Genomic DNA, 23052 nt, shown 5'->3' with positions numbered 1-23052 from the left:
TCCAGACAGTCACCGTCGCCTCATCGCTGATTCTGGGAGGAATGAGTTTGTCCGTCGCCCAGGGCACAACCGGCGTCCCGGGCTCGCCCGCCGCGACCGCACCGATCAGCGGACGCCAGTTGCCGTCGCCGGACCCGAAATTCGGCGGCGTTATCCGGGATGACGCGCTGCGGTCAAAGCCGTGGTGGGCGCCGCGTACCGCACCGCCGAAAGGCGCGCCAAACGTATTGTTGATCATCACCGACGATGCCGGCTTCGGCGTGCCGAGCACCTTCGGCGGCGTGATCCCGACACCGGCGATGGACCGCATCGCCAATCAGGGCCTACGCTACAATCGGATGTTCTCGACCGCGCTGTGTTCGCCGACACGGGCCGCACTGATCACCGGCCGCAACCATCATTCGGCCGGCTTCGGTGTGGTGTCCGAGCAATCGACCGGTTTCCCCGGCTACAATTCGATCATCGACCGCGACAAGGCTACGGTCGGCCGCATCCTTCTGGAGAACGGCTACGCCACGTCGTGGTTCGGCAAGAACCACAACACGCCTGCTTTCGCAGCAAGCCAGGTCGGACCGTTCGATCAATGGCCGACCGGCATGGGCTTCGAGTATTTCTATGGTTTCGTCGGCGGCGACGCCAATCAGTGGCAGCCGAACCTGTTCCGCAACACCACACAGATCTATCCTTTCAAGGGCAAGGAAGGCACCTGGAACCTCGTCACCGGCATGGCGGACGACGCCATCGATTACATGACGCGGATCCACCAGACCCAGCCGGACAAGCCGATCTTCATCAAATACGCACCGGGCGCCACGCATGCGCCGCATCACCCGACCCGGGAATGGGTGGAGAAGATCCGGGCGATGAAGCTGTTTGACGACGGCTACGAAAAGCTGCGGGAGCGCATCTTCGAAAACCAGAAGAAGCTCGGCGTGATCCCGAAGGACACCAGGCTATCGCCCTGGCCGAAGGATGTCATCAAGCCCTGGGATCAGCTGACCGATACCGAAAAGAAGCTGTTTATCCGGCAGGTGGAAGTGTTTGCCGCCTACGCCGCCTATAGCGACCACGAGATCGGCCGCGTCATCCAGCAATTCGAGGAGCTCGGCCGACTCGACAATACGCTGATCATCTACATCAACGGCGACAACGGCACGAGCGCGGAAGGCGGTCCGCTCGGCACGCCGAACGAAGTCGCGTGGTTCAATGGCGTCAACATGCTGCCGGCCGACGTGCAGATGAAGTGGTACGACGTCTGGGGCACCGAGCACACCTACAATCACATGTCGTCGGGCTGGTCCTGGGCTTTCGATACGCCGTTCGACTGGTTCAAGCAGAACGCATCGCGGCTCGGCGGCATCAACCAGAACATGGTGGTGTCATGGCCGGCCCGCATCAAGGACAAGGGCGCGCTGCGCGAGCAGTTCGTGCATGTCATCGACGTGCTGCCGACCATTCTCGAAGCGGCGGGTATCCGCGCGCCCGAGATCGTCGACGGCATCAAGCAGAAGCCGATTGAGGGGACGAGCTTCGCCTACACGTTCGACGCGAAGAACGCAAAGGCCGCGTCGCGCCACAAGACCCAGTATTTCGAGATGATGGGCCAATGGGCGCTGTATGACGAGGGCTGGATGCTCGCCACCAAGGTCAATCGCGCGCCGTGGCAGGCCTTCGGTCCGGCCAATCCGGACCCGCTGAACAACCAGGTGCTTGAACTCTACAACCTGAACGAAGACTTCAGCCAGACCACCGACCTTGCGGCCAAGTTTCCGCAGAAGGTCAAGGAGCTGAAGGCGAAGTTCATCGCGGAGGCCAAGAAGTACCAGGTGTTTCCGCTCGACGCCTCGGTCGCCGCCCGCATCGTGGCACCGCGCCCGAACATTACCGCGGGACGCAGCGAGTTCGTCTATACGCGGCCGATGGTCGGGCTGCCGCAGGGCGATTCGCCGCTGCTGCTCAACACTTCCTACACCGTCACCGCCGACATCGAGGTGCCACAGGGCGGCGCCGAAGGCATGATCCTGACCTCGGGCGGGCGCTTCGCGGGCTACGGATTCTATCTCCTGAACGGCAAGCCGGTGTGGCTGTGGAATCTGGTCGATTTGCAGCGCATCAAATGGGAAGGACCGGACGCGCTCACGCCGGGACGCCACACGATCGAGTTCGAATTCAAGTATGACGGCGAAGGCCCGGGCACGCTCGCCTTCAACAATTTCTCCGGCGTCGGACGTCCCGGCACCGGCACGCTGAAGGTCGACGGCAAGGTGGTCGATACCAAGAAGATGGAAAAGACGTTGCCGATGATCCTGCAATGGGACGAGAGCTTCGACATCGGATCCGACACGCTGACCGGCGTGAACGATGCCGATTACAGGCCGCCCTTCACCTTCACCGGCAAACTCAACAAGCTCACGCTCAAGCTCGACCGGCCGCAATTGTCGCCCGCCGACATCAAGAAGTTCGAGGCCGCCATGAGCGCGGCCGCGGACGGCCCGGTGTCGGAGGATCTGACGCTGGTCCAGCGGCTGGAACACCGGGTCGACAAGATCAGGGACTGCCGCAAACAGGCCGACGCGAAGAAGCTCGGCGCGCTCGAGCGGATTCCCTTCATGCGCGAATGCCTGCAGTGATGTCTAGCTGACAGGATCAGGGGCGGGGCGCTGCTTGATTTTGCCGAGGACGAGGATTGGCCACGCGGCACGGCGCCTCATCACGCGGCAAAGCGCAAGACGGACCCGCAGCCGCACGTCGCATGCTTTCGCGGACGGGAGCGGCGCGATGGCGGGGGAGACCCCGCCGGGTCATCACGATTCGTGAAAGTCGTTTCAACAATATTGATGCCGTGAAGGCGTCCGCTCCTGCAAGCTAGGTTGCTGAAGTGAGCGCCTTTCTGGAACTGGCGTCTCCCGATTGCACCGGTCGATGTGGAGAGTCGAAGCCCAGAAATGCTTCACCAACATGCTCTGAGATCAGACGCTTGGAAAAATAGATGTGTTCACGCATCAGCGCTTCGGCGCTTACGCTCTGTCGCGACCGGATGGCCCGGTAGATGTCGTGATGCGCATCATGTGCGCGCCGCGCGATGGTGAACGTGCTCTTGTCCAGCGAGTACCAGTGAACGTGACGAGAGCTTGCGAGCGGAACGCGATGGCTTTGCTCGACGAAATTGACGAGCATTGCGTTATCGGTCGCCCTCACAAGGATGGTGTGAAACGTATTGTTCATCTCGAGCCAGGCGGGCTGGTCGCGCTCATTCAGGCCTTTTTTCAGGAGATCGTCCCCCAGCTTGAGGCAATCCTCGATGCTCGTCGCCTCGTCGCTCGTCAGTCCGCGTTCGGCGAGGATGCGTGCGGCAAGACCTTCAAGGTCGGCCCGGACATCATAGGCGTCCATCACTTCCTTCAGCGTGAAGGTTCTTATCTTGTATCCGCGCTTCGGACCGGGTTCGAGCAGGCCTTCTTTCGACAGGATGCCGAGCGCCTCGCGGATGGGTGTGCGCGAAACGCCGAGCGCTTTCGCGAGCGGAATTTCCTGCAGGTGAAAGCCCGGCTCGAATGCGCCGTTCAATATGCGATTTCGAATCTCGACGACGACAGCCTCGCTTCGAGACACCGCCCGGCTCGCGCCTTCCATCATGCGCTCGGCTTCCTTGCTCTCCCGCCGCACTGAGCGCGGCCCAGGGCCGACGCCATGTACGCGCAAACTTTATGCATGCATATCGTTGACTTACATGTATACATATTGCAGAGTTTTGCAGCTTTTCTAAATAAATCGGCCAGCAAATGTGCCGGCCGTGATCGGTATGTACGCAAAAGCCGGACGAGGACGATGAGCCAGGACGAGGATTCGATCTTCCGGAAGCAGCATTTCGGCAAGCGGATGGGTTTCGGCTCCCGGCCGGGCCTGCTCATCGTCGATTTCACGGTCGGATTCAACGATCCCGCCTCGTTCGGCGGCGGAAACATCAGCGATGCCATTGCCAGCACCGTTCCGCTGCTGGCGGAAGCGCGCAGCCGCGGCCTTCCGGTCGCTCATACGCGCATCGTCTATGCCGAGGACGGCAGCGACGCGAACGTCCATACCCTGAAAGTGCCAAGGCTCTTGCAACTTACCGAGAGCAACCCGGCCAGCCACTTTGTTCCGGAGCTGATGCCGCGCGCCGGCGAGATCGTGGTTCGCAAGACATTGCCGTCCGCATTTTTCGGCACGGATTTGGCCGGTCTGCTGGTCGCCAGAGGCGTCGACACACTCATCGTCGCCGGTTGCACGACGTCGGGTTGCGTGCGGGCGAGCACGCTGGACGCGATGTGCCTGGGGTTCCGGCCAATGGTCGTATCCGATTGCGTCGGGGATCGGGCCGAAGGGCCGCATTCGGCGTCGCTGTTCGATCTCGGTCAGAAATACGCCGACGTCATGGCGCTACCGGACGTGATGAAGGAACTGCAAAAAATCAAACGTGCAGCGTGAGGGAGTTCCCGAACCATGCCCATCAGCGATGATTTCCGAATCGGCATGTGGCGGGAGGTGCTCGCCCTTTCGAAGGTTCAGCCCAACGAAACGGTAATCGTGCTTACCGGCGAGTCGAGCCATCCCCTGAATATCGACGCCGCGATGCGCAGCGCCCATTCCTTCGGTGCGAGTGTATTTCGTCTGGACCTGCCGCCTTTGTCACCCAAGGGTTTCAAAGGCTCGGACCGGACGCTCAATGTCGGGACGACGCCGCTCAGCGGGCAGCATGTCGCGCTCGGCGTGCTGCAGAAGGCCGACATGATCATCGACCTAATGGGGCTTCTGCATTCTCCGGAACAGCTGTCGATCCTCAACGCTGGCGTCCGCATGCTCATGGTGGTGGAGCCGCCGGATATCCTCGCCAAGATGATCCCGGTGCAGGAAGACAAGAACCGGGTGATGGCGGCGGACGATCGCCTGCGGAAGGCGAGAGAAATGCACGTCACCTCGAAGGCCGGGACCGATCTCCGGATGAAGCTCGGTCAGTTCGGCACGCTTCCGGAATACGGATTTGCCGACGAGAAGGGTCATTGGGACCATTGGCCAAGCGGCTTCACATCGACATGGCCGAACGAGAAAAGCGCGAACGGCCGGGTCGTGATCGACGTCGGCGACATGCTGCTGCCGTTCAAGATGTATGTTTCGTCGCCGATCACGCTTGAAATCCGGGATGGCTTCATACGCAGCATCGAAGGCGGATTCGAAGCGAAGTTTCTCCGGCAGCATATGGAATCCTACGGCGACGAAGGAGCCTTCGGCGTGTCTCATGTGGGCTGGGGATTGCAGCCCAGGGCGCAGTGGACCGGACTTGGAATGCGCGACAAGGCGCAGTCCCTTTGCATGGATGCCCGCGCCTATTATGGGAATTTCCTGTTCTCGACCGGCCCGAATTCCGAGGCGGGCGGCTCCAACAATTCCGCGTGCCATGTCGACATCCCGATGGGACATTGCTCCGTCTCCCTCGATGGCGAGCCGATGACCATCGACGGAGATGTTGTCGCCGCAGATCAGCGCGTGGCCAAAGCCGCATGACTGAGACGATCGGTATCGGCGTCAGAAGGCGAGAAGACCGCCGATTCCTCACCGGTCGCGGCCGCTATGTCGATGACATCAAGCTGCCGAACCTGGCGCATGCGGCCTTCCTGCGCAGTCCGCATGCCAGCGCGCGCATCGTTCGTCTGGATGTCGCACGGGCGCAGGCCGCCAAGGGAGTGATCGGCGTCCTGACCGGACGCGAATGGCAGGCGGAGGGGCGCGGGGCCATGCCCACGATCGCGCCGGTCCCGTTCTCCGACGGCAGGCCCATGAACGAAGTATCGCGCCCGGTCTTTGCGGTCGACTTCGTGAAGCATGTCGGCGACACGGTAGCCATGATCGTTGCCGAGACGCGAGGCGAGGCCCTCGACGCGCTGGAACTGATCGACATCGAGTACGAGGCGTTGCCCGCCATTGCCTACGGGCCGGATGCGACCACCGACACGGTGCTGGTGCATCCGGAACTCAAGACGAATATCACCTTCGATCACGAACTCGGAGACCGGGAGGCCGTAAGGCAAGCGTTCCGGAATGCCGATCACGTCGTTTCACTCGACGTCATCCAGAACAGGATCACCGCCAACGCGCTCGAGCCGCGCGCCTATATCGGCGAATACGATGCCGGCCGCGACGAATACACGCTTACGGCGAGCACCCAGATTCCTCATCTGGTGCGCCAGTGGCTTGCGGATGATTCACTGCGCGAGCCGGAACACAAGATCAGGGTCATCGCGCCGGACGTCGGCGGCGGATTTGGACCTCGCAATACCCATTACAGCGAAGAACCCGCGGTTCTCTGGGCGGCGAAGAAGTTCGGGCGCGCGGTCAAATTCGTGGCCACACGTTCGGAATCGCTCATCACCGATGCCCATGGCCGCGATCACGTCACGACCTGCCGCATGGCGCTGACCCGCGAGGGAAGGATTCTGGGAATCGAAGCGGACACCATCGCCAATCTCGGCGCATACATGACCGCGTTCGGTCCCAGCATACCCGCTCATTATTATCCGCGCGTGATGTCGGGCCTGTATCGGGTTCCCTCGGTTCATTGCCGGGTGCGCGGGGTGTATACGCATACCGTCCCGGTCGAGGCCTATCGGGGCGCAGGGCGGCCGGAAGGCATCTATGTCCTGGAACGCTTGCTGGAGAATGCAGCGCGCGAGCTTGGCATCGATGTGGTCGAAATCCGTCGGCGCAACATGCTCCGCGCCGAGGATTTTCCCTACAAGACCTGCTTCGGATTCTCATACGACGTGGCCGATCCTCCGGGTCTTCTGGAAAAAACCCTCAGCCTGATCGACTACCCCGCGCTTCGCCGCGAGCAGAGCGCGGCACGCGAACGCGGGGAACTGATCGGTATCGGACTTGCAGGTTTCGTCGATTGTTGCGGCGCGCCCAGCAAGGCCGCCAAGGCGATCGGACGCAGGATCGGTGGCTACGACGCCATGCAGATTCGCCTGCATCCGTCCGGCAAGGTCACGCTGTTCTGCGGAACGCATTCGCACGGGCAGGGTCACGAAACGTCGTTCTGCCAGATCGCCGCGCAACAACTAGGCATTCCTCTGGAGGATGTCCTTCTGGTGGAAGGTGACACCGGCCGCATTCCCACCGGGCTCGGCACGTGGGGGTCCCGGTCGATGTTCCTGATGGGGCCCGCGATCTCGGAGGCGACGCGCCGCGTCTTGCAGAAGATGACCCGGCTTGCGGCGCATCTGATGGAGACCGAGCCGGAAAAGGTCACGGTGCACGAGGGCAGGTTCATTCGCTCCGGGACAAACCGCGTCCTGTCGTTCCGCGAAGTCGTTCGCGCGGCCTATACCGGGCACGATGTGCCGGCCGGCTTCGAACTGGGTCTCGAAGAGACCGTTTTCTACGATCCGCCGGATCGCAATTTCCCGTCCGGGATGCAACTCGCCGTCGTGGAGATCAACGCAAAGACCGGCCGCGTGACGCTGCGGGATTTCTGCGCGGTGGACGATTGCGGCTGCGTGATCAACCCGATGATCGTCGAGGGTCAGCTGCATGGCGGCGTGGCGCAAGGCATCGGCCAGGCGCTGATGGAGGAATGCACCTACGATTCCGGGAGCGGTCAACTCGTTGCGGGAAGCTTCATGGACTATACGATGCCGCGCGCCGATGATTTGCCGTCGATCCGCTTCCGGCATCAGGAAACGTTGAATCCGAACAATGTTCTCGGTGTGAAGGGCTCGGGAGAGAGCGGCTCGATTGGTGCGCCGGCCGCGGTCGCGAATGCGATCGTGGATGCGTTGTGGCATTTCGGCGTCCGCGAAATCTCCATGCCGATCACGTCGCAGAAAGTGTGGCGCGCGATGTTGGGCGCCGGAAGCCATCGAGCGTCTGCGATCCAGAAGCCCGATACAAGACCGAAGAAGAGCAAGCACGAGCAACTTGAAGTCCAGACCGGGAAATAAGGGGTATCGATCATGTACTACAGAATGCTCTCAGCGTTGACTGCCATCGGCATGTTGGCGGCAACCTCGGCCCAGGCGCAGATCAAGGTCGGCGTCACACTGAGCACTACGGGGCCCGCTGCATCGCTCGGAATTCCCGAAAAGAACACGTTGTCGCTGGTCCCTAAAGAGATCGGCGGTCAGAAAATCGAGTACATCATCCTGGACGACGCGTCGGACACCACCACAGCCCGCAAGAACATCGAGAAGTTCACGACCGAGAACAATGTCGACGTGGTGGTGGGCTCCTCGATCACGCCGGCGACTCTGGCGATGACCGAGGTGGCGGCGCGCAGCCGCACGCCGGTGATCAGTCTGGCCGCGGGAATCGTGCTGATACAGCCGCAGGACGAAAACAAGCGCTGGATTTTCAAGACGCCATACAATGACGGCAACATCGCCGCTGCCGTGGTCGAGCACATGGCGCGCAATGGCGTGAAGAAGGTCGCACATATCGCCTTCAACGACGCCTATGGCGAGAGCTGGGCGACCGAGTTCGAGAAAGTCGCGAAGGCCAAGGGATTGGAAGTCGTCGCAGCGGAGAAATACAATCGGACCGACACGTCCGTTACCGCGCAGATCCTGAAGATCATCTCCGCGAAGCCGGATGCGGTCCTGATCATCGCCGCGGGAACGCCGGCGGTCCTGCCGCAGGCCACCCTGAAAGAACGGGGATTCAAGAATCGCATCTATCAAACCTCCGGCGTCATCAACAACGAGTTCTTGCGCGTGGGGGGAAAGAATGTCGAAGGTACGCTGCTTCCCGGCGGCCCGGTCATCGTCGTGGACCAGCTGCCGGACGGACACCCCGCCAAGAAGCCGAGCCAGGAATACAAGAAGAGCTACGAGGCAGCTTTCGGGGCGAACACCTTGTCGACATTCGGCGCCAATGCCTGGGACGCCATCCTCATTCTGCAGGCGGCGATCCCGGAAGCGCTGAAGAAGGCAAAGCCCGGCAGCGTGGAATTCCGGGTCGCGCTGCGGGATGCGATCGAGTCGGTCAAGAACCTGCCGACCACGCATGGCGTGGTTACCATGACGCCGCAGGATCATAACGGCTATTCGCTCGAGGCGCCGGCCATGATCACCGTGAAGGACGGGAACTGGGCGCTGGCCAAATAGCCGGTCTGGTCCAATCACGCGTCGCGGTCCTTCTGACCGCGACGCGTATTCGATTGATCCGTGTCCCGATCGAACGGGATATCGCGAAAGCGTGGACGAACATGAATCTCGATATCGCCTTGCTGCTGGGGCAGGACGGGCTGACCAACGGCGCAATCTACGCGCTGCTGGCGATTGCTCTGGTTCTTGTCTATGCCGTTACGCGGATCGTCTTTATTCCGCAGGGCGAGTTTGTCGCGTATGCTGCGCTGACGCTGGCGGAGTTCCAGTACGGGCGCGTGCCGCCGACGATCTGGCTGATGGTCGTGCTGGGTCTGCTGGCTGCTTCGGCGCAGATATGGTCGTCCAGGCGTCAGTTGTCGTTGCGATCGCTTGTGCGCTCCTGCATCGTTTACATCGCCATCCCCTGGATGGTCGCAGGCGTCAGCCTTTGGCTGGCGCCGATGCGGCCGCCGCTGCTGGTGCAGATCGCGCTGACCATGGCGATCGTCACATCCCTCGGGCCTTCGATCTACCGGCTGGTATTTGCTCCGGTCGCAAGTGCCTCGGTATTGTTGCTTCTCATCATCTCGGTCGCGCTGAACTTCGCACTCAGCGGCATCGGCCTTCTCATGTTCGGTGCGGAAGGGGTTCGCACCGAGGCGGTAACCTCGCAGAGTTTCGAAATCGGCGTCCTGACGATTACCGGCCAGAGCCTCTGGGTCATCGCTGCAAGCGGCGCGGCGATGGCAGGGCTCTACGCCTTCTTTCGCCTCACGATCTATGGAAAGGCCTTGCGCGCCACCGCGGTGAACCGAATCGGCGCCAAACTTCTGGGCATTCGCTCGGAAATTGCCGGCGGGATCGTGCTGACCTTTGCGGTCGGCCTGGGGGCCGCGTGTGGGGTGCTGATCGCGCCACTGACGACGATCTATTACGACTCCGGCTTCTTGATCGGGCTCAAGGGATTTGTCGCCGCAATCATTGGCGGACTGGTCAGCTATCCGGCGGCGGCGGCGGGGGCCATCCTGGTCGGCCTGCTGGAATCGTTCTCGTCGTTCTGGGCCAGCGCATTCAAGGAAGTCATCGTCTTCACCCTTATCGTGCCGGTTCTGCTCTGGCGTTCGCTGCACACCCTCGTCATTGAGGGAGACGAAGAGTGAAACGGTCGTCGGTCATTGTGGCCGGGATCGTTGCGGGCTTTGCCGTCGCGCCGCTTTTCCTGCCCGAGTTTTACATCACCCTGCTCAATTACATCGGCCTCTACAGTCTGGTCGCGCTCGGCCTCGTGCTTCTGACGGGCGTCGGCGGCATCACATCGTTCGGGCAGGCGGCATTCGTCGGAATCGGTGCCTATACGACCGCGGTGCTGACCACCGCGTTCGGAGCCTCTCCGTGGATCGGCCTGTTGCTGGGTCTCGCATTGACGGCGGTTGCGGCCATTCTGATCGGGATCGTGACGCTGCGGCTCTCGGGACATTATCTGCCGCTCAGCACGCTGGCCTGGGGCATCAGTCTATATTTCCTGTTCGGAAATCTTGCCCTGTTCGGAGGGCATACCGGAATTGCAGGCCTGCCGGAGATTTCGCTGTTCGGCCTCGAACTGGACACCGGACGCAAGACATATTTTCTGATCTGGTCGGTGGTCTTTCTCGCCATTCTCCTCGTCACGAACCTCCTGGATTCCCGTCTCGGTCGTGCCATCCGTGCGCTGAAAGGAGGAGCCATGATGGCCGAGGCGTTCGGCATCGACACCCCGAGGATGAAACTGATCATCTTCGTCTACGCTGCGCTGCTGGCGGCAATGTCGGGCTGGCTTTACGCGCACCTGCTTCGCTTCGTCAATCCGACGCCGTTTAGCCTGCATCTGGGCATCGAATATCTCTTCATGGCCGTGATCGGGGGCATCGGATTCGTCTGGGGCGCAGTCCTGGGCGCTGCGGTGTTCTCGGTTCTGAAACAGGTGCTGCAGGACGCGTTGCCGAATCTTTTCGGTTCGAGCGGCAATCTCGAACTGATTGCGCTTGGCTTGATAATGATCCTCCTGTTGCAACGGGCGCGCGACGGAATCATGCAATTGTTCGCGTCGCGGTTCGGAAAGCGATCTCCCGATGCCATCGTGCTGGACACTGAGTCCAAATTGCAGTCCCGCGAAAAGCCCGGTGCCGATGAGGTCGTGCTGCAGGTTCGTGACGTCGTTAAGGCCTTTGGCGGGCTGATCGCGGTGAACAAGCTGAAGTTCGAAATACGCGCCGGCGAAATACTTGGCTTGATCGGCCCCAATGGTGCGGGCAAGAGCACGTTATTCAACGCGATCACCGGGGTCGTGCCGGCGACTTCCGGAGAAATCTATTTCAGGGGAGAGCGAGTTGACCGGCTGAACGCCCGCGACATCGCGAGGCGCGGGCTGGCGCGCACCTTCCAGCATGTGAAGCTGCTTCCGGAAATGACCGTTATCGAGAATGTCATGATCGGCGCTCATCTGCGGGGTGTCAGCGGAATTGTGCCGGCATCCTTGCATCTGGATCGCAGGGAAGAGGCGATGCTGCGAACCGAGGCGGCGTATCAACTCGAGCGCGTCGGGCTCGGCGATAGCCTGACGGAAAAGGCCGGGAACCTGGCGCTCGGAAAGCAGCGCCTGCTCGAAATCGCGCGTGCTCTTTCCGCCGATCCGCTCCTCCTGCTGCTCGACGAGCCGGCCGCAGGGTTGCGTCATCACGAAAAGCGGGAGCTCTCCGAACTCCTGCAGCGCCTGCGGGCCGAAGGCGTCACCATATTGCTGGTGGAGCACGATATGGACTTCGTGATGAACCTTGTCGATCGCATCGTCGTAATGGACTTCGGCCAGAAGATCGCGGAAGGCGAGCCTGAAGACATTCAGAACAACCAGAAGGTCATCGAAGCCTATCTCGGGAGCGTCGCATGACGGCGCTCCTGAGCGTAAGCCGGCTTGCGGTCTCATACGGCAACGTGTCCGCGCTGCGGGATGTTTCGTTGTCCCTCGGAGCAGGCCAGATCGTTACGGTTATCGGCCCGAACGGTGCCGGCAAGAGCACGATGCTCAACGCTCTGATGGGTCTGCTGGATTGCGAGGGTACAATTGAATTCGAAGGCCGGTCGATCAACCGGCTGAGTACCGAGGACCGGGTGGATTTGGGCATCAGTCTCGTTCCGGAGAAGCGCGAGCTGTTTGCGTCGATGACGGTCGAGGAGAACCTCACGCTGGGCGGGTTCGTCAGATATATCCGGGGCGAGCGCAATCTCTCCGCCGGTCTTGAGGAAATCTATCTGCGCTTCCCGCGGCTGAAGGAGCGCCGGTCCCAATATGCCGGAACGCTTTCGGGTGGCGAGAGACAGATGCTGGCGCTTGGACGGGTCATGATGTCGAAGCCGAAGATTCTGATGCTGGACGAGCCCAGTCTCGGCCTCGCGCCGTTAATCGTGAGGGAGATTTTCCAGATCATCTCCGACCTGAAGCGAACCGGCGTCGGTATCCTGCTTGTTGAGCAGAATGCACGAGCGGCCTTGCAGGTTGCCGATTACGGCTACGTTCTGGAGACGGGTGCGCCGGTTCTCGATGGTCCGAGTGCCGAGCTCGCGAACGACCAAAGGATTATCGACACCTATCTCGGACTGGCAAAGATCAAAGCGCGCCCGGGAAAAGGCGCCGTGGCTCATCCGGGAAAAAGGGCGAGTTGAATGACCGATGTCGCGGAAGCGCTTGGAGACGCATCGTTCAGCGTCTCAATGACGGTAAACGCAGTGCCGCGTACTGCGCAGGTGCAGACCCGCACCCTGCTGGTCGAATATCTGCGCGAAGGCCTCGGGCTGACCGGTACGCATGTCGGTTGCGATACCGCCCAGTGCGGCTGCTGCACCGTCCACGTGAACGGCGATGCGGTGAAATCCTGCACGATGCTGGCGGTGCAGGCGCAAGGCTGCAATGTGCTCACGATCGAGGGCCTGGAAAAGGATGGTCAATTGCACCCCCTCCAGCAGGCGTTTCACGAACACCACGCGCTGCAATGCGGCTATTGCACGCCCGGATTCGTGATGAGCGCGCTGGAGTTGATCGAGAAGTATCCGGATCTCGACGAAGCCAGAGTCCGGAACCTGGTGGATGGAAATTTGTGCCGCTGCACGGGATATCACAACATCATCAAGGCCATCCTGTCGGCGGCGGGCGAGAATCGTCAGCATGTACAGGTTTGATTATCATCGACCGTCCGCGCTTCATCAGGCTTCGGCGCTTGTCCGCGGGCGGCCGGAGGCGAAGTTCCTGGCCGGCGGGATGAGTCTGCTTTCGGCCATGAAGCTGCGTCTGATCGGCCCGAGCGATCTGGTCGACCTCTCGGGTATCGACGAACTCAACGGAGTTTCGCTGAATGCCGGCCAGATCGCGATCGGAGGCATGAGCCGGCATGCCGTCGTCGCCGCGTCTCCGGTCGTTCAGATCCATCTTCCGGTGATAGCTACACTGGCTGCAGGGATCGGCGATCGGCAGGTACGCAACAGGGGCACCATCGGGGGCTCTCTGGCCAATAACGATCCGTCCGCCTGCTATCCGGCGGGAGTGCTGGGGCTGGACGCCGCAATCGAAACCGACAGGCGTTCGATCAAGGCGGACGATTTCTTCGTCGGCATGTTCGAAACCGCGCTGGAGCCGGACGAGATCATTGTTCGTGTGCGTTTCTCGCTGCCGCGCCGCGCGGCCTACGTGAAGTTTCATCAGCCGGCATCGCGCTTTGCCTTGGTCGGCGTCCTGGTGAGCGAACTGGAAAATGGCGAGATTCGCGTCGCAGTGACGGGCGCAGGGGCTTGCGTGTTTCGCTGCAGGGAAGTCGAACGCGCGCTCCAGGTGTCCTGGACCCCGGAGGCGGCCGAAAGTGCCAATGTCCCTGCCGATGGCTTGAACAGCGATATTCACGCGGCTTCCGATTATCGCGCGCATCTGATCAGAGTGCTCGCGGGCCGTGCCGTCGCATCGCTGCAACAAGCGTCCTGAACGGAAAGCCTGAGCCGAGTGCCAGAGCCATCGCAACAGGGCACCTTCGAACAGGTTGCATTCGCCTTGCAGGGTGGTGCGACATTGCCGCGGGCGCGACTGGTCTATCGCACCTATGGTCGTCTCTCCGCCGCCCGCGACAACGCGGTATTGTTTCCGACCTGGTTCTCTTCGATCGACCGGCAAAACGAATGGCTGATCGGACCGGGCAAGGCGCTTGATCCGGCCAGGCTGTTCGTCATCTGTCCTAACCTGCTCGGAAACGGTCTTTCATCGTCGCCGAGCAACACCGAACCGCCGTTTGCAGGGCCTGACTTTCCCGCGGTCGGCCTTCTGGACAATGTCAGGCTGCAACATCGACTGGTGACGGAGCATTTCGGCATTGATCGCCTGCGCCTGGTTCTCGGCCGTTCGATGGGAGCCCTGGCCGCGTTCCAGTTCGCCAGTTACTTCCCCGATTGCGTGGGTAGCGTGCTGCCGTTCTCGGGGGCGGCTCGCGTCAGTGCGCACAATTATGTCTTCCTCGATTCCGTGAGGGCGGTGATACAGGCTGATTCCGCGTTTCAGGGCGGGCATTATCGGACGCCGCCACATGGCGGCCTCAAGGCCATGGGACGCATCTATGCGGGATGGGCCTTGTCGCATGACTTCTACGCGCAAGGTCTGAACCGGCAGGATGGCAGCGAGAATCTCGACCAATATTTGCGCGTCCGATGGGAGCCGAATTTCACCGCGAAAGACGCAAACGATCTCCTGTGCCAGATATCCACCTGGCAGCAGGCCGATATTTCGGCGAATGAAAGGTTCAAGGGGGACTTCCCCGCGGCGCTTCGCGCGATCAGCGCGCGTGCGATCGTCATGCCCTGTCGAACGGATATGTATTTTCCACCCGTCGATTGCGCCGAGGCGGTTTCCCATATGCCGAATGCGGAAATGCGGGTGCTCGATTCGGTGTGGGGACATCGTGCCGCGGCGGCCGGCTCCGACCCGGCGGACATCGCCTTTCTGGAGCGGGCGATCGGCGACCTCCTGGATGCGTGAACTATGCGAAGGCCCTCGCGACCGGCACTTCGGGCTGCTCCAGCAGCGCCGGATCGGCGGCCTGTCTCTTCTCGATCGCCAGGCGTGTCGGGCGTACATTGCGAGCATCGTTGACGAATGCCGCGCCGACGACAATTCCGTCCTGCAGCAGAAAGGCGGAGAATTTTCCATCTTCCGGACAACCGCGGCGGATTTCCCGATCCCATCGCGTCGGTGCACCGAGAAGCTGGATGTTGTCCTCGTACTGGTCTGTCCAGAACCAGGGTGTTTCGGAATAGATGGCGGGACTGCCCAGCATCGTCCCGGCGGCAATCCGCCCCTGGCGCTCCGCGTTTTGCCAGGACTCGGTGCGAAGCCAGCAGTCGTGAACGCCATTCCAGTATTCGGCATTGTCTCCTGCGGCATAGACAAGTTCGCATGAGGTTGTCATGTCCTGGCGAACGCGAATGCCGTTGCCGATGTCGAGACCGGCCTCCTGCGCGAGCGCCACGTCGGGCGCGGCGCCAATTCCGACGATCACGCAATCCGCTTCCACCGACTGGGATGAATCAAGATCGATGCGCATGACCGACCCGGTTCGACGCAATCTCCTTAAGGTGCACCCCAGATGAAGCCGGATCCCGGCGGCGACGTGCCGGGCGGTAATGAATTGGGTCAGGCTCGGGATATTGATCCGCGGCAGAAGACGGGGCTGGCTTTCCAGGATCACGGCCTCGCAGCCCATCGTCGCTGCCGTCGCGGCGATCTCCAGTGAGATATATCCGCCCCCGACCAGCGCGATCCGCTGTCCCGGCCTGATTTGCTCTTTCACCGCGCGCGCATCGGCCAGCGTCCGCAGATAATGCAGCGGAACATCGGCGCTATCCTGCAAAGTTCGGGGCTTCGATCCGGTCGCCAGCAGCAGTCGGTCGAAGGGCAGGGCAGAGCCTGACGCGAGAAAGACGCGTTGCGATCGGACGTCGACGCGGCTGGCGGTGTCCGGCAGCAGCTCTATCATGGCGCCGGACAGGAATTCAGGCGTCCTGAGATGAAGGTCCCCGGCCGAGCGCTTGCCTGACAGGAAGTCCTTTGAGAGCGGCGGTCGCTCATATGGAGCATCGTCCTCCGCATTGAGGACGATCAGCCGGCCGTCATATCCGCGCTGGCGGAGGGCTTCGGCGGCGCTCAGCCCGGCAAGGCCTGCGCCGGCGATAACGATGTTGGCTGGCGAATCCACGCTCTGTCGTGGGCGATCAGTCGGTGGCGGTCCTGGCCGCCTGCGTTCCGAAAATCCGGTCCAGGTTCAGATTGATGACGTTGTAAACGCCCAGTTCCTTCTCGGACATGTATCCGGGCTGGAAGCGCGGCGAGAAGGAAGCGTCCTGAAGCGTGTCCATCATCGCAGAATCTTCCTTCAGAACCTCGGTCGTATAGTTGGTATAGTCCTTCACCTTCGCCGCGAAGTTCTCGACGTTGAACCATTGTTTGGGGAAGAGCTGATAGCAGAAAACCCGCGTCTTGGTGGGTGTCAGTGGCCATATCACGAACGGATGAACATTGTCCGCACGCGCGAAGAGCTGCGCGTTCGGACTGAGATGGCCGGCACAGGCGAAATCTTCCCCATATCCATTTTCCAGCAGCGCGGGCATGACGCCAAATCGGGAATTGTTGTCCCAGGTCATGGGCCGTCCGGAATAGAACGCCGTGAATGCACCCTTGCCGGCACGGTTGCCGGTGTAGCGGTTCGGGCTGAGATTTTTGCCGATGGTCTTGCTGTGCAGAACGGGGCTGTGATAGGCATCCATCAAGTTTTCCTTGACGAATTTCCAGTTGCATTCGAGCGTGATGTCGAGCTTCTCCGCGAGCCGGCAATCCTGCTGCTTCAGAAATCCGAAATCCTCCTCGAAATCACGAATGAACCCGCCAAAGGAAACCGGGTTCTCGTCGAAATTGATGAAGAACCATCCGCCCCAACGCTCGAGCGCGATCGGCTTCAGACGGCAGGTCTTCGGATCGAATGACTTCGAATTGCGCATGTGAGGCGCGCCGAGAAGCTTGCCCTCGAGGTCGTACAGCCAGCCGTGATAAGGACACGTGAATTCGCTGGTGTTGCCGCTGTCGCGCGCCACGGCCACGCCGCGATGCGCACACCGATTGTAGAAGGCGCTCACCTTTCCATCGTCGTTTCGTGCCAGAATGACAGGCTCGTCCAGAATGCGGAGGGCCAGGTAGTCGCCCGGATTTTCGATCTCCTCCTCGCGACCGACCATCAGCCAGTCCTTCATGAACATCCGCTCTTTCTCGAGACGGAAGACTTCAGGATGCCAATAGAAGTAGCCGGGCGTATGCCGTGCCTGGTCGAGCGGCAGCCTGGTTCTTTCGAGGCCGCGACCCAGCGGTTCCAGGGAATGGGGGCCCGCGCGCAACGCATCTTCGGGGCTGAGCGCGCCCGGCAATGTCACGACATGCGTGGGTGCCTTATACCCGCGACCGTCGGCTTCAAGGGTTTTCGCGCCCATGGCCCATCCTTCATTGGAATTGACATATGTATACATATAATGCTTTAGCCAAGCCCGGGTCAACCGAATTCTAAGCGGCTGTGCCTGAATGTATCTTAATATGCATCCATACGAGGAGTGTAATGCCCTGGTTCGACGTTGCCGGGACTGGTGATTTCGGGGGCCAAGATGTGCTTGGCATCAAGAAGAACGACACCGATATCGCGCTTTATCGTCTCGACGCGGAGTATTTCGCGACACAGAATATTTGCACCCACCAGTTCGCCTTCCTGTCCGAAGGATATGTGGTGGATGGATGCATCGAATGCCCCCTGCATCAGGCGATGTTCAATATCAAGACCGGCAAGGGGTGCGGCGGGCTGGCAAAGACCGATTTGAAGACCTATCCGGTGAAGGTCGAGGGGGATCGGATTTTCGTCCTGATCGACTGACGGAGCGCGCAGGGGGATCGCGTCGAGCGGGTTCTATTGAAAAGCCGCCAGAACCGATTTCCGAAGCCGATGGACCGCCGGGCCGAGCCGGCCACTCGACCAGAAGAGCGCGGTTTCGCATTTCGGCAGCGCGGGCAATCGCGGGTGAGGCGATGCCACCCGCAGCGGCGGAAGCACCGCCGGACGTGCCAGTGCGCTTATGCCCCAGTCCGCGGCAACCGCGGCGCGCAGTGCGGCAACGCTGTAGCAGGTTGCGGCGATATGCCAGCGAATGCCGTGCTTCTTCAGGGCGGCGATCAGAATATCGCGCGGATAGGCGCGTTCGGGGAACGAAACGATCGGCAGCGGTTCCTGATCCAGGATGGCGGATTGTGCTGCACAAGCCCAGACCAGATCCACACAATTGAGAACGGCGCATGGCCGCTCCGGTCCGGCCGAAGGCTTTTTCGCGACCACGAGGTCGAACCTTCCGTTGTCCAGCATGTCCAGCAATTCGTGTGTGAGACTGACCGTAATCTCCAGATTGACGCGCGAATGTGCCTTGCGAAAGGTCGACAGGATTCCGCCCAGAGGCCCCTCTGCGAAATCGTCGCTGACGCCAAGCCGCACCTTTCCGCTCAGTTCGAAGCCGCGTACGCGCTCAAGTGCTTCCTCGTTCACCTGAAGCAGTTGAACCGCGTAGTCGCGAAGTGTCTCGCCGCGGCTGGTGAGACGCAACGATCCGGACTGCCGCTCGAACAGCTTTCCTCCGATGATGGCCTCGAGACGCTTGATTTGCATGCTGATTGCCGATTGCGTCCGGCCTACAATATGAGCCGTTCGGGTAAAGCTGGCAGTTTCCGCGATGCTCAAGAAAGTCCGGAGGCAATCCAGATCCAGCATCTTGTCCATTGAACATCCTTTCGCACAGGCGTCGCTTGCGCAGGCGCGATCAGCATCTTCCACGCGTCCATAGGCAACGAGGCACGATCAGATTACCCCACGTTTGATCATGCTTTTTCAAAATCGTTGCGTGGTGCGCGGTTTCACGCCAGCGGATGCAAACGCCGTCGCTGCGCTCCGTTCGAGGCGGCTTCTTCCGCGACGCGAAAGGTTCGATCAGAATAGTGTCGCGGAAGCGCAGGCACAACAAGCCTGGGCCTGCCCGAAGACAGGTACTAACGAGGCCACGCTCTGGCCTCCGCGACACGTCGTCTGTCACCTGTGCGGAAATCCGCCCCGGAACGCACACCCCGTGCGTGGGAAGGGTGACTGTGCAGGCAGGTTTCCTGACTCGCGGGTCGCTGTCTTGCCTCCGCCTTCCCGGGAAATGGCCCAGTGGCACTATGGAAGAAGACTAACCGCTTACAGTTGCGGGGGCAGTTCCGGGCTTGACGGCTTGTTCAAGACCACCTCACCGGATTCCCTTGCTGATCCAGTTGGATCAAATCCTGCACGCTATTATTGAAGTCCAACCGGCGCGGCATGTCAATTGGAGCATTTGAGGCCAACGACGCAGCAAGATTGCTTGCACAACATAAAGCGCATTTAATGCGTTTCGGAATGGACCCGGACGCTCGACCATGGCCAAGGTTGTAATTGTTTGCTGGCAGGACATCCCATCACTCGTCGAGGTGCGGGACGGCGCGTCCGTAGCAAAGCGGCAACTAAGCGCGCGCTTTCAGGAGCTAATCGATCTCGTTGCGATGCGCAAGAATCTGACAGGCTCGGACGCCTATCTGGAGCAATGGAATCGGCGCAAGGACGGCGAACGCGCCGGCGGTGTCAACGACGTCGCAGCCGCAATCGTCGCGGAGCTTGAGAACAATTACGAAAAGATTCGATCCGCCGCGATCACGCAGATCATGAAGATCTGAGCCCTCCGATTGTAGCCGAAGGACTGGTCTTGGTCGTCGTTTTGGTTATTGTTGAATCCACTTGCGGCATCGTTCGAACGAACCCCGACCGCTCCAGGCCTAACCAACGTCTTGGTTAGCCCTCTCGCAACATCCCGGCTCCGGTCTGCCAGATCGCCCTGGCGGAGGATGCGGCCAATAGAGCGGGTTCGGATCATGAATGGCGCGCCCAGAGCGAGTCGGCCCACGATCGATTCGCGCCGAGTGGTCGTCACTGCGCTCGGGTTCACCCAAATCCTGGGTTACGGGACGTCGTTCTATCTGCTGGCGGTTCTCGCCGCGCCCATCACCAGCGATACGGGGTGGAGCCTCGCCGAAGTTGCGGCCGGCGTCTCGATCGGGCTCCTCGCAGGCGGTCTTTCGGCACCATGGATCGGCCGTTTCGTCGACCGTTTTGGCGGAAGACCTGTTCTCGCTTGCGGCTCGATTTGCTTTGCGCTCGGCCTGGCTGGCATAGGGCTCTCCCCGAATCTCCCGAGCTACTGGCTTGCCTGGTGCGTGGTTGGCCTGGGCATGGCCTCGGGGCTGTACGACGCGGCCTTTTCAGCGCTCGGGCGCTGGTATCGGCACGAGGCTCGACCTCTCATCACCACGGTGACGCTCTGGGGTGGGTTCGCATCAACGCTGCTGTGGCCACTCAGCGCCTATCTTGTTGAGAATGCGGGCTGGCGTTGGACGTGCCTGATCTATGCGGCCATACACTTCGTGGTCGCGCTTCCGCTGCATGCCCTTCTTATGCCGTCGAACGGATCTGCTGTGCCGCAGGCGCCGGCGGAGGCCCGCGAAGCCTATCCGGTCGTGCATCGCCGCCTGCTGTTCGTGCTGATCTCGGCCAGCATGATGCTATCCTCGATCATAGTGACCCTGATTTCCGTTCACCTGATCCCGGTCTTGCAGGGCTTCGGATATACGTCAGCCGCGGCGGTCGCGATCGGCGCGCTGATTGGGCCCAGCCAGGTCGCCGGCCGCTTTGCCGAGTTTGCGATCGGAAAGCGCGTGCATCCGCTGTGGACCACGCTCGCGGCGGGCCTGATGATGGGTGTCGGGACCGCCATGCTTGCGTTGAGCGCCACCTTGGCCGCAATCGCCATCGTGGTCTACGCAGTCGGTGCAGGCGTCAGTTATATTGTGCGAGGAACACTGCCACTCGTGCTGTTCGGCTCCGACGGATACGCGACCCTGATGGGCAGGTTGGTCGTCCCGAGCCTGATCGCACAGGCACTCGCCCCTTGGGCGGCGGCATTATCGCTCGAGCACTGGGACAAGGGCATTTTCTTCCCGACCTTGGTGGTGCTCGCACTGGCGAATATCGTCGTCGTCGCCGTGATGCTGAAATCACGCTGAGTTCAACTGCGCGGCCGTGTCATAAGTTGCGCGACGGATTCCTCCGGATCGCTTACCCGCAGACGGCTCTCCGCAATTTCGCCGACTGTTTCAAGGATGGGATAGGCCACGGAAGTAAGATGGCCGCTGATCCGCTTGAGATCGCGGATGACATCGAGATGGATTGCGCTTGTCTCGATCGATTCGCGGCGTGCCTCACGAAGTCGTGCATAATGGCTGTCGGCCGCGGCGACCTCGGCATTGCGCATGGCGGCCTTCTCTGCCAGCAGGCGTCGCGCGAGAGCGACGTCGCGAGTCGCAAACACGTTGAAGGCGAGTCGCATATTATCCATCACCCGCCCATGCAGCTTGCGCAGATCATCAAGGCCCTCGTCGGAGAAGGTATACTTGTTCTTGATCATCTTTGCGGCAAGTTCCATCAGGTTCTTGTCGATAATGTCACCGATGTGTTCCAGGTTCGTATTGAAAGTGAGTATCTCGACATATCGTCGGCTTTCTTCCTCCGTCAATTCGCCGGTCGAGACCTTGACCAGGTATAGCTTGATGGCTTCGTGCAGCGAGTCGACGGTATTGTCGGTTCGCTCCACCTCTTTCATCAGCTTTGCATCGGACTTCTCGAACACTACCAGCGCCTCTCGCAGCATGGTCTCGACATGTCCCCCGAGATTGAGAGTTTCGCGCATCGCGCATGCCAATGCCTCGGATGGCGCGTCGAGCACGTTCACTTCGAGATGACGCGGCTTTGCCATATCCGCAGGTTTGGCAGGGTCCGGGAGAATACGCTCGGTCAACTTCGCGACAAGGCCGGTAATCGGCAGGAATATCATCGCGACGGCAATATTGAAGCCAATGTGAAAATTGACCACCAGCCGGCCTGGATCGGCGGTCAACATGGCGAACAGGTCTGCCGCCGGTCCGACGGCAAACAATGCAGGTATTGCAAGAGCGGTTCGCATCCCGAGATTGCCGAGCGCGACGCGTCTTGCTCCGACCGGCGATCCCGACAGGGAGACCAGAGGCGCGATCGCGCCACCGACATTGGCGCCGAGGACGAGTGCGAGTGTGAGAGGAGCGGGAAGCGCGCCGGTTGCAGCGAGCGACATGATCAGAAGCACGATCGACAGACTGGAATGCGCGAACCAGGTGATCAGGATCGTGACCAAAAACCCCAGCATTGGCTCTCCGGCGAGCCCGGACAAAAGGGAGCGGAAGGTCGCCGAATCGCGCAACGGCTCCGCGGCCGTTCCGATATGGGTAAGCGCAAGCAACATCAAGCCGATGCCGAGTACAATACGCCCTATACCCCGTGTCTTGTCGTTTGACGACGACATGAAGATCACGACGCCTGCGCCGATCAGAACGGTCCAGATCCATTTCACATCGAGCGAGAATATTTGAGCGGCAACGGAAGTGCCGATATCGGCTCCAAGCATGGCGGCGAGCGCGACTGGTAGCGCGATCAAGCCGCGGGAAGAGAACGAGGCAAGCAGAAGAGCGGTGGCGGTCGAACTTTGGAGGATTATTGTGGTGACCATGCCGGCAGCGAGCGCGCCTGTTCGGCTGCTTCCGTATTCGCCGAGCAAACGGCGCAATGCCGGCCCGAAAGCCCGTGTCATCCCGGTGCGAACCATGCGCACACCCCAGAGAAGGAGCGCGACGCTGCCAACGAGCGAAATGATGATCTGGGTGCCGCTCACGATGCGTCGACCCTTCGCGACGCAG

19 protein-coding genes and 1 riboswitch are annotated in these 23052 nt (G+C 61.0%); of the genes, 14 read left to right on the top strand and 5 right to left on the bottom strand.

Annotation, left to right across the window (positions count from 1 at the left end):
- Window positions 1-41: 41 nt before the first annotated feature.
- The gene (locus AB7F49_RS18085) at window positions 42-2630 is read left to right on the top strand and encodes an arylsulfatase (RefSeq protein WP_428524858.1); all 2589 of its coding nucleotides are present in this window, start codon (window positions 42-44) and stop codon (window positions 2628-2630) included.
- A gap of 235 nt (window positions 2631-2865) precedes the next feature.
- Here AB7F49_RS18085 and AB7F49_RS18080 read toward each other — a convergent pair whose 3' ends face one another.
- The gene (locus AB7F49_RS18080) at window positions 2866-3636 is read right to left on the bottom strand and encodes a GntR family transcriptional regulator (RefSeq protein WP_428524805.1); all 771 of its coding nucleotides are present in this window, start codon (window positions 3634-3636) and stop codon (window positions 2866-2868) included.
- A 192-nt stretch (window positions 3637-3828) separates the two neighbouring features.
- On the opposite strand from AB7F49_RS18080, the gene AB7F49_RS18075 reads away from it, so the two are divergent.
- From AB7F49_RS18075 to AB7F49_RS18030, 10 genes are all read left to right on the top strand, one after another.
- A complete protein-coding gene (locus AB7F49_RS18075; RefSeq protein WP_428524803.1) occupies window positions 3829-4467 on the top strand; it encodes an isochorismatase family protein in 639 nt (212 codons plus the stop codon).
- 15 nt (window positions 4468-4482) lie between these two features.
- Window positions 4483-5541 carry a 2,5-dihydroxypyridine 5,6-dioxygenase gene (locus AB7F49_RS18070; RefSeq protein WP_428524801.1) on the top strand — a complete coding sequence of 353 codons (1059 nt, stop codon included), beginning with the start codon at window positions 4483-4485 and terminating at the stop codon, window positions 5539-5541.
- Entirely contained in the window at window positions 5538-7976 is a 2439-nt protein-coding gene (locus AB7F49_RS18065) for a xanthine dehydrogenase family protein molybdopterin-binding subunit (RefSeq protein ID WP_428524799.1), read from the top strand. Before AB7F49_RS18070 ends, AB7F49_RS18065 begins: the two co-directional genes overlap by 4 nt.
- A gap of 12 nt (window positions 7977-7988) precedes the next feature.
- Window positions 7989-9137 carry an ABC transporter substrate-binding protein gene (locus tag AB7F49_RS18060; protein ID WP_428524797.1) on the top strand — a complete coding sequence of 383 codons (1149 nt, stop codon included), beginning with the start codon at window positions 7989-7991 and terminating at the stop codon, window positions 9135-9137.
- Window positions 9138-9238: 101 nt separating this feature from the next.
- On the top strand, window positions 9239-10279 hold the full coding sequence (locus AB7F49_RS18055; protein WP_428524795.1) for a branched-chain amino acid ABC transporter permease: 1041 nt from the start codon (window positions 9239-9241) through the stop codon (window positions 10277-10279).
- Complete coding sequence (locus AB7F49_RS18050) at window positions 10276-12042, top strand: ABC transporter permease subunit (protein ID WP_428524793.1); 1767 nt, start codon at window positions 10276-10278, stop codon at window positions 12040-12042. The genes AB7F49_RS18055 and AB7F49_RS18050 overlap by 4 nt, the downstream gene beginning before the upstream one ends.
- Complete coding sequence (locus tag AB7F49_RS18045; RefSeq protein WP_428524791.1) at window positions 12039-12815, top strand: ABC transporter ATP-binding protein; 777 nt, start codon at window positions 12039-12041, stop codon at window positions 12813-12815. Before AB7F49_RS18050 ends, AB7F49_RS18045 begins: the two co-directional genes overlap by 4 nt.
- Window positions 12816-13328, top strand: a complete 513-nt coding sequence (locus AB7F49_RS18040) for a (2Fe-2S)-binding protein (protein WP_428524789.1) — start codon at window positions 12816-12818, stop codon at window positions 13326-13328.
- Entirely contained in the window at window positions 13315-14121 is an 807-nt protein-coding gene (locus AB7F49_RS18035; RefSeq protein ID WP_428524787.1) for an FAD binding domain-containing protein, read from the top strand. The genes AB7F49_RS18040 and AB7F49_RS18035 overlap by 14 nt, the downstream gene beginning before the upstream one ends.
- Window positions 14122-14139: 18 nt before the next feature.
- Window positions 14140-15162 carry an alpha/beta fold hydrolase gene (locus AB7F49_RS18030; protein ID WP_428524785.1) on the top strand — a complete coding sequence of 341 codons (1023 nt, stop codon included), beginning with the start codon at window positions 14140-14142 and terminating at the stop codon, window positions 15160-15162.
- Between the two features lies 1 nt (window position 15163).
- Here AB7F49_RS18030 and AB7F49_RS18025 read toward each other — a convergent pair whose 3' ends face one another.
- Both AB7F49_RS18025 and AB7F49_RS18020 read right to left on the bottom strand, forming a co-directional pair.
- On the bottom strand, window positions 15164-16378 hold the full coding sequence (locus AB7F49_RS18025; RefSeq protein WP_428524783.1) for an NAD(P)/FAD-dependent oxidoreductase: 1215 nt from the start codon (window positions 16376-16378) through the stop codon (window positions 15164-15166).
- 16 nt (window positions 16379-16394) lie between these two features.
- Window positions 16395-17660, bottom strand: coding sequence for an aromatic ring-hydroxylating oxygenase subunit alpha (locus AB7F49_RS18020; RefSeq protein WP_428524781.1), 1266 nt, complete (start codon window positions 17658-17660; stop codon window positions 16395-16397).
- A 122-nt stretch (window positions 17661-17782) separates the two neighbouring features.
- Between AB7F49_RS18020 and AB7F49_RS18015 the strand changes: the two genes are divergently transcribed.
- A complete protein-coding gene (locus AB7F49_RS18015) occupies window positions 17783-18091 on the top strand; it encodes a non-heme iron oxygenase ferredoxin subunit (RefSeq protein WP_428524778.1) in 309 nt (102 codons plus the stop codon).
- 33 nt (window positions 18092-18124) lie between these two features.
- Here AB7F49_RS18015 and AB7F49_RS18010 read toward each other — a convergent pair whose 3' ends face one another.
- Window positions 18125-18973, bottom strand: a complete 849-nt coding sequence (locus AB7F49_RS18010) for a LysR substrate-binding domain-containing protein (RefSeq protein ID WP_428524857.1) — start codon at window positions 18971-18973, stop codon at window positions 18125-18127.
- Window positions 18974-19332: 359 nt separating this feature from the next.
- Window positions 19333-19540, bottom strand: a riboswitch (cobalamin riboswitch).
- A gap of 113 nt (window positions 19541-19653) precedes the next feature.
- Here AB7F49_RS18010 and AB7F49_RS18005 point away from each other — a divergent pair.
- Both AB7F49_RS18005 and AB7F49_RS18000 read left to right on the top strand, forming a co-directional pair.
- Window positions 19654-19947 (top strand): virulence factor, encoded by a 294-nt coding sequence (locus tag AB7F49_RS18005; protein ID WP_428524776.1) that lies wholly within the window; start codon window positions 19654-19656, stop codon window positions 19945-19947.
- A 243-nt stretch (window positions 19948-20190) separates the two neighbouring features.
- The gene (locus AB7F49_RS18000) at window positions 20191-21330 is read left to right on the top strand and encodes an MFS transporter (protein WP_428524774.1); all 1140 of its coding nucleotides are present in this window, start codon (window positions 20191-20193) and stop codon (window positions 21328-21330) included.
- A gap of 2 nt (window positions 21331-21332) precedes the next feature.
- Here AB7F49_RS18000 and AB7F49_RS17995 read toward each other — a convergent pair.
- Window positions 21333-23052 (bottom strand): Na/Pi cotransporter family protein (locus AB7F49_RS17995; RefSeq protein WP_428524772.1); only part of this gene is annotated, 1720 nt, incomplete at its 5' end.

Source organism: Pseudorhodoplanes sp. (genome assembly GCF_050250235.1).
Taxonomy (GTDB): Bacteria; Pseudomonadota; Alphaproteobacteria; order Rhizobiales; family Xanthobacteraceae; genus Pseudorhodoplanes.
Note: the sequence above shows the minus strand (reverse complement) of the source record. Positions and strands in the feature narration are given on the sequence as shown.

Coding starts and splice junctions, on each gene's coding strand:
- AB7F49_RS18085 (WP_428524858.1), top strand. CDS start 42: ATGAGTTTGTCCGTCGCCCAGGGCACAACCGGCGTCCCGGGCTCGCCC.
- AB7F49_RS18080 (WP_428524805.1), bottom strand. CDS start 3,636: ATGATGGAAGGCGCGAGCCGGGCGGTGTCTCGAAGCGAGGCTGTCGTC.
- AB7F49_RS18075 (WP_428524803.1), top strand. CDS start 3,829: ATGAGCCAGGACGAGGATTCGATCTTCCGGAAGCAGCATTTCGGCAAG.
- AB7F49_RS18070 (WP_428524801.1), top strand. CDS start 4,483: ATGCCCATCAGCGATGATTTCCGAATCGGCATGTGGCGGGAGGTGCTC.
- AB7F49_RS18065 (WP_428524799.1), top strand. CDS start 5,538: ATGACTGAGACGATCGGTATCGGCGTCAGAAGGCGAGAAGACCGCCGA.
- AB7F49_RS18060 (WP_428524797.1), top strand. CDS start 7,989: ATGTACTACAGAATGCTCTCAGCGTTGACTGCCATCGGCATGTTGGCG.
- AB7F49_RS18055 (WP_428524795.1), top strand. CDS start 9,239: ATGAATCTCGATATCGCCTTGCTGCTGGGGCAGGACGGGCTGACCAAC.
- AB7F49_RS18045 (WP_428524791.1), top strand. CDS start 12,039: ATGACGGCGCTCCTGAGCGTAAGCCGGCTTGCGGTCTCATACGGCAAC.
- AB7F49_RS18040 (WP_428524789.1), top strand. CDS start 12,816: ATGACCGATGTCGCGGAAGCGCTTGGAGACGCATCGTTCAGCGTCTCA.
- AB7F49_RS18035 (WP_428524787.1), top strand. CDS start 13,315: ATGTACAGGTTTGATTATCATCGACCGTCCGCGCTTCATCAGGCTTCG.
- AB7F49_RS18020 (WP_428524781.1), bottom strand. CDS start 17,660: ATGGGCGCGAAAACCCTTGAAGCCGACGGTCGCGGGTATAAGGCACCC.
- AB7F49_RS18015 (WP_428524778.1), top strand. CDS start 17,783: ATGCCCTGGTTCGACGTTGCCGGGACTGGTGATTTCGGGGGCCAAGAT.
- AB7F49_RS18010 (WP_428524857.1), bottom strand. CDS start 18,973: ATGCTGGATCTGGATTGCCTCCGGACTTTCTTGAGCATCGCGGAAACT.
- AB7F49_RS18005 (WP_428524776.1), top strand. CDS start 19,654: ATGGCCAAGGTTGTAATTGTTTGCTGGCAGGACATCCCATCACTCGTC.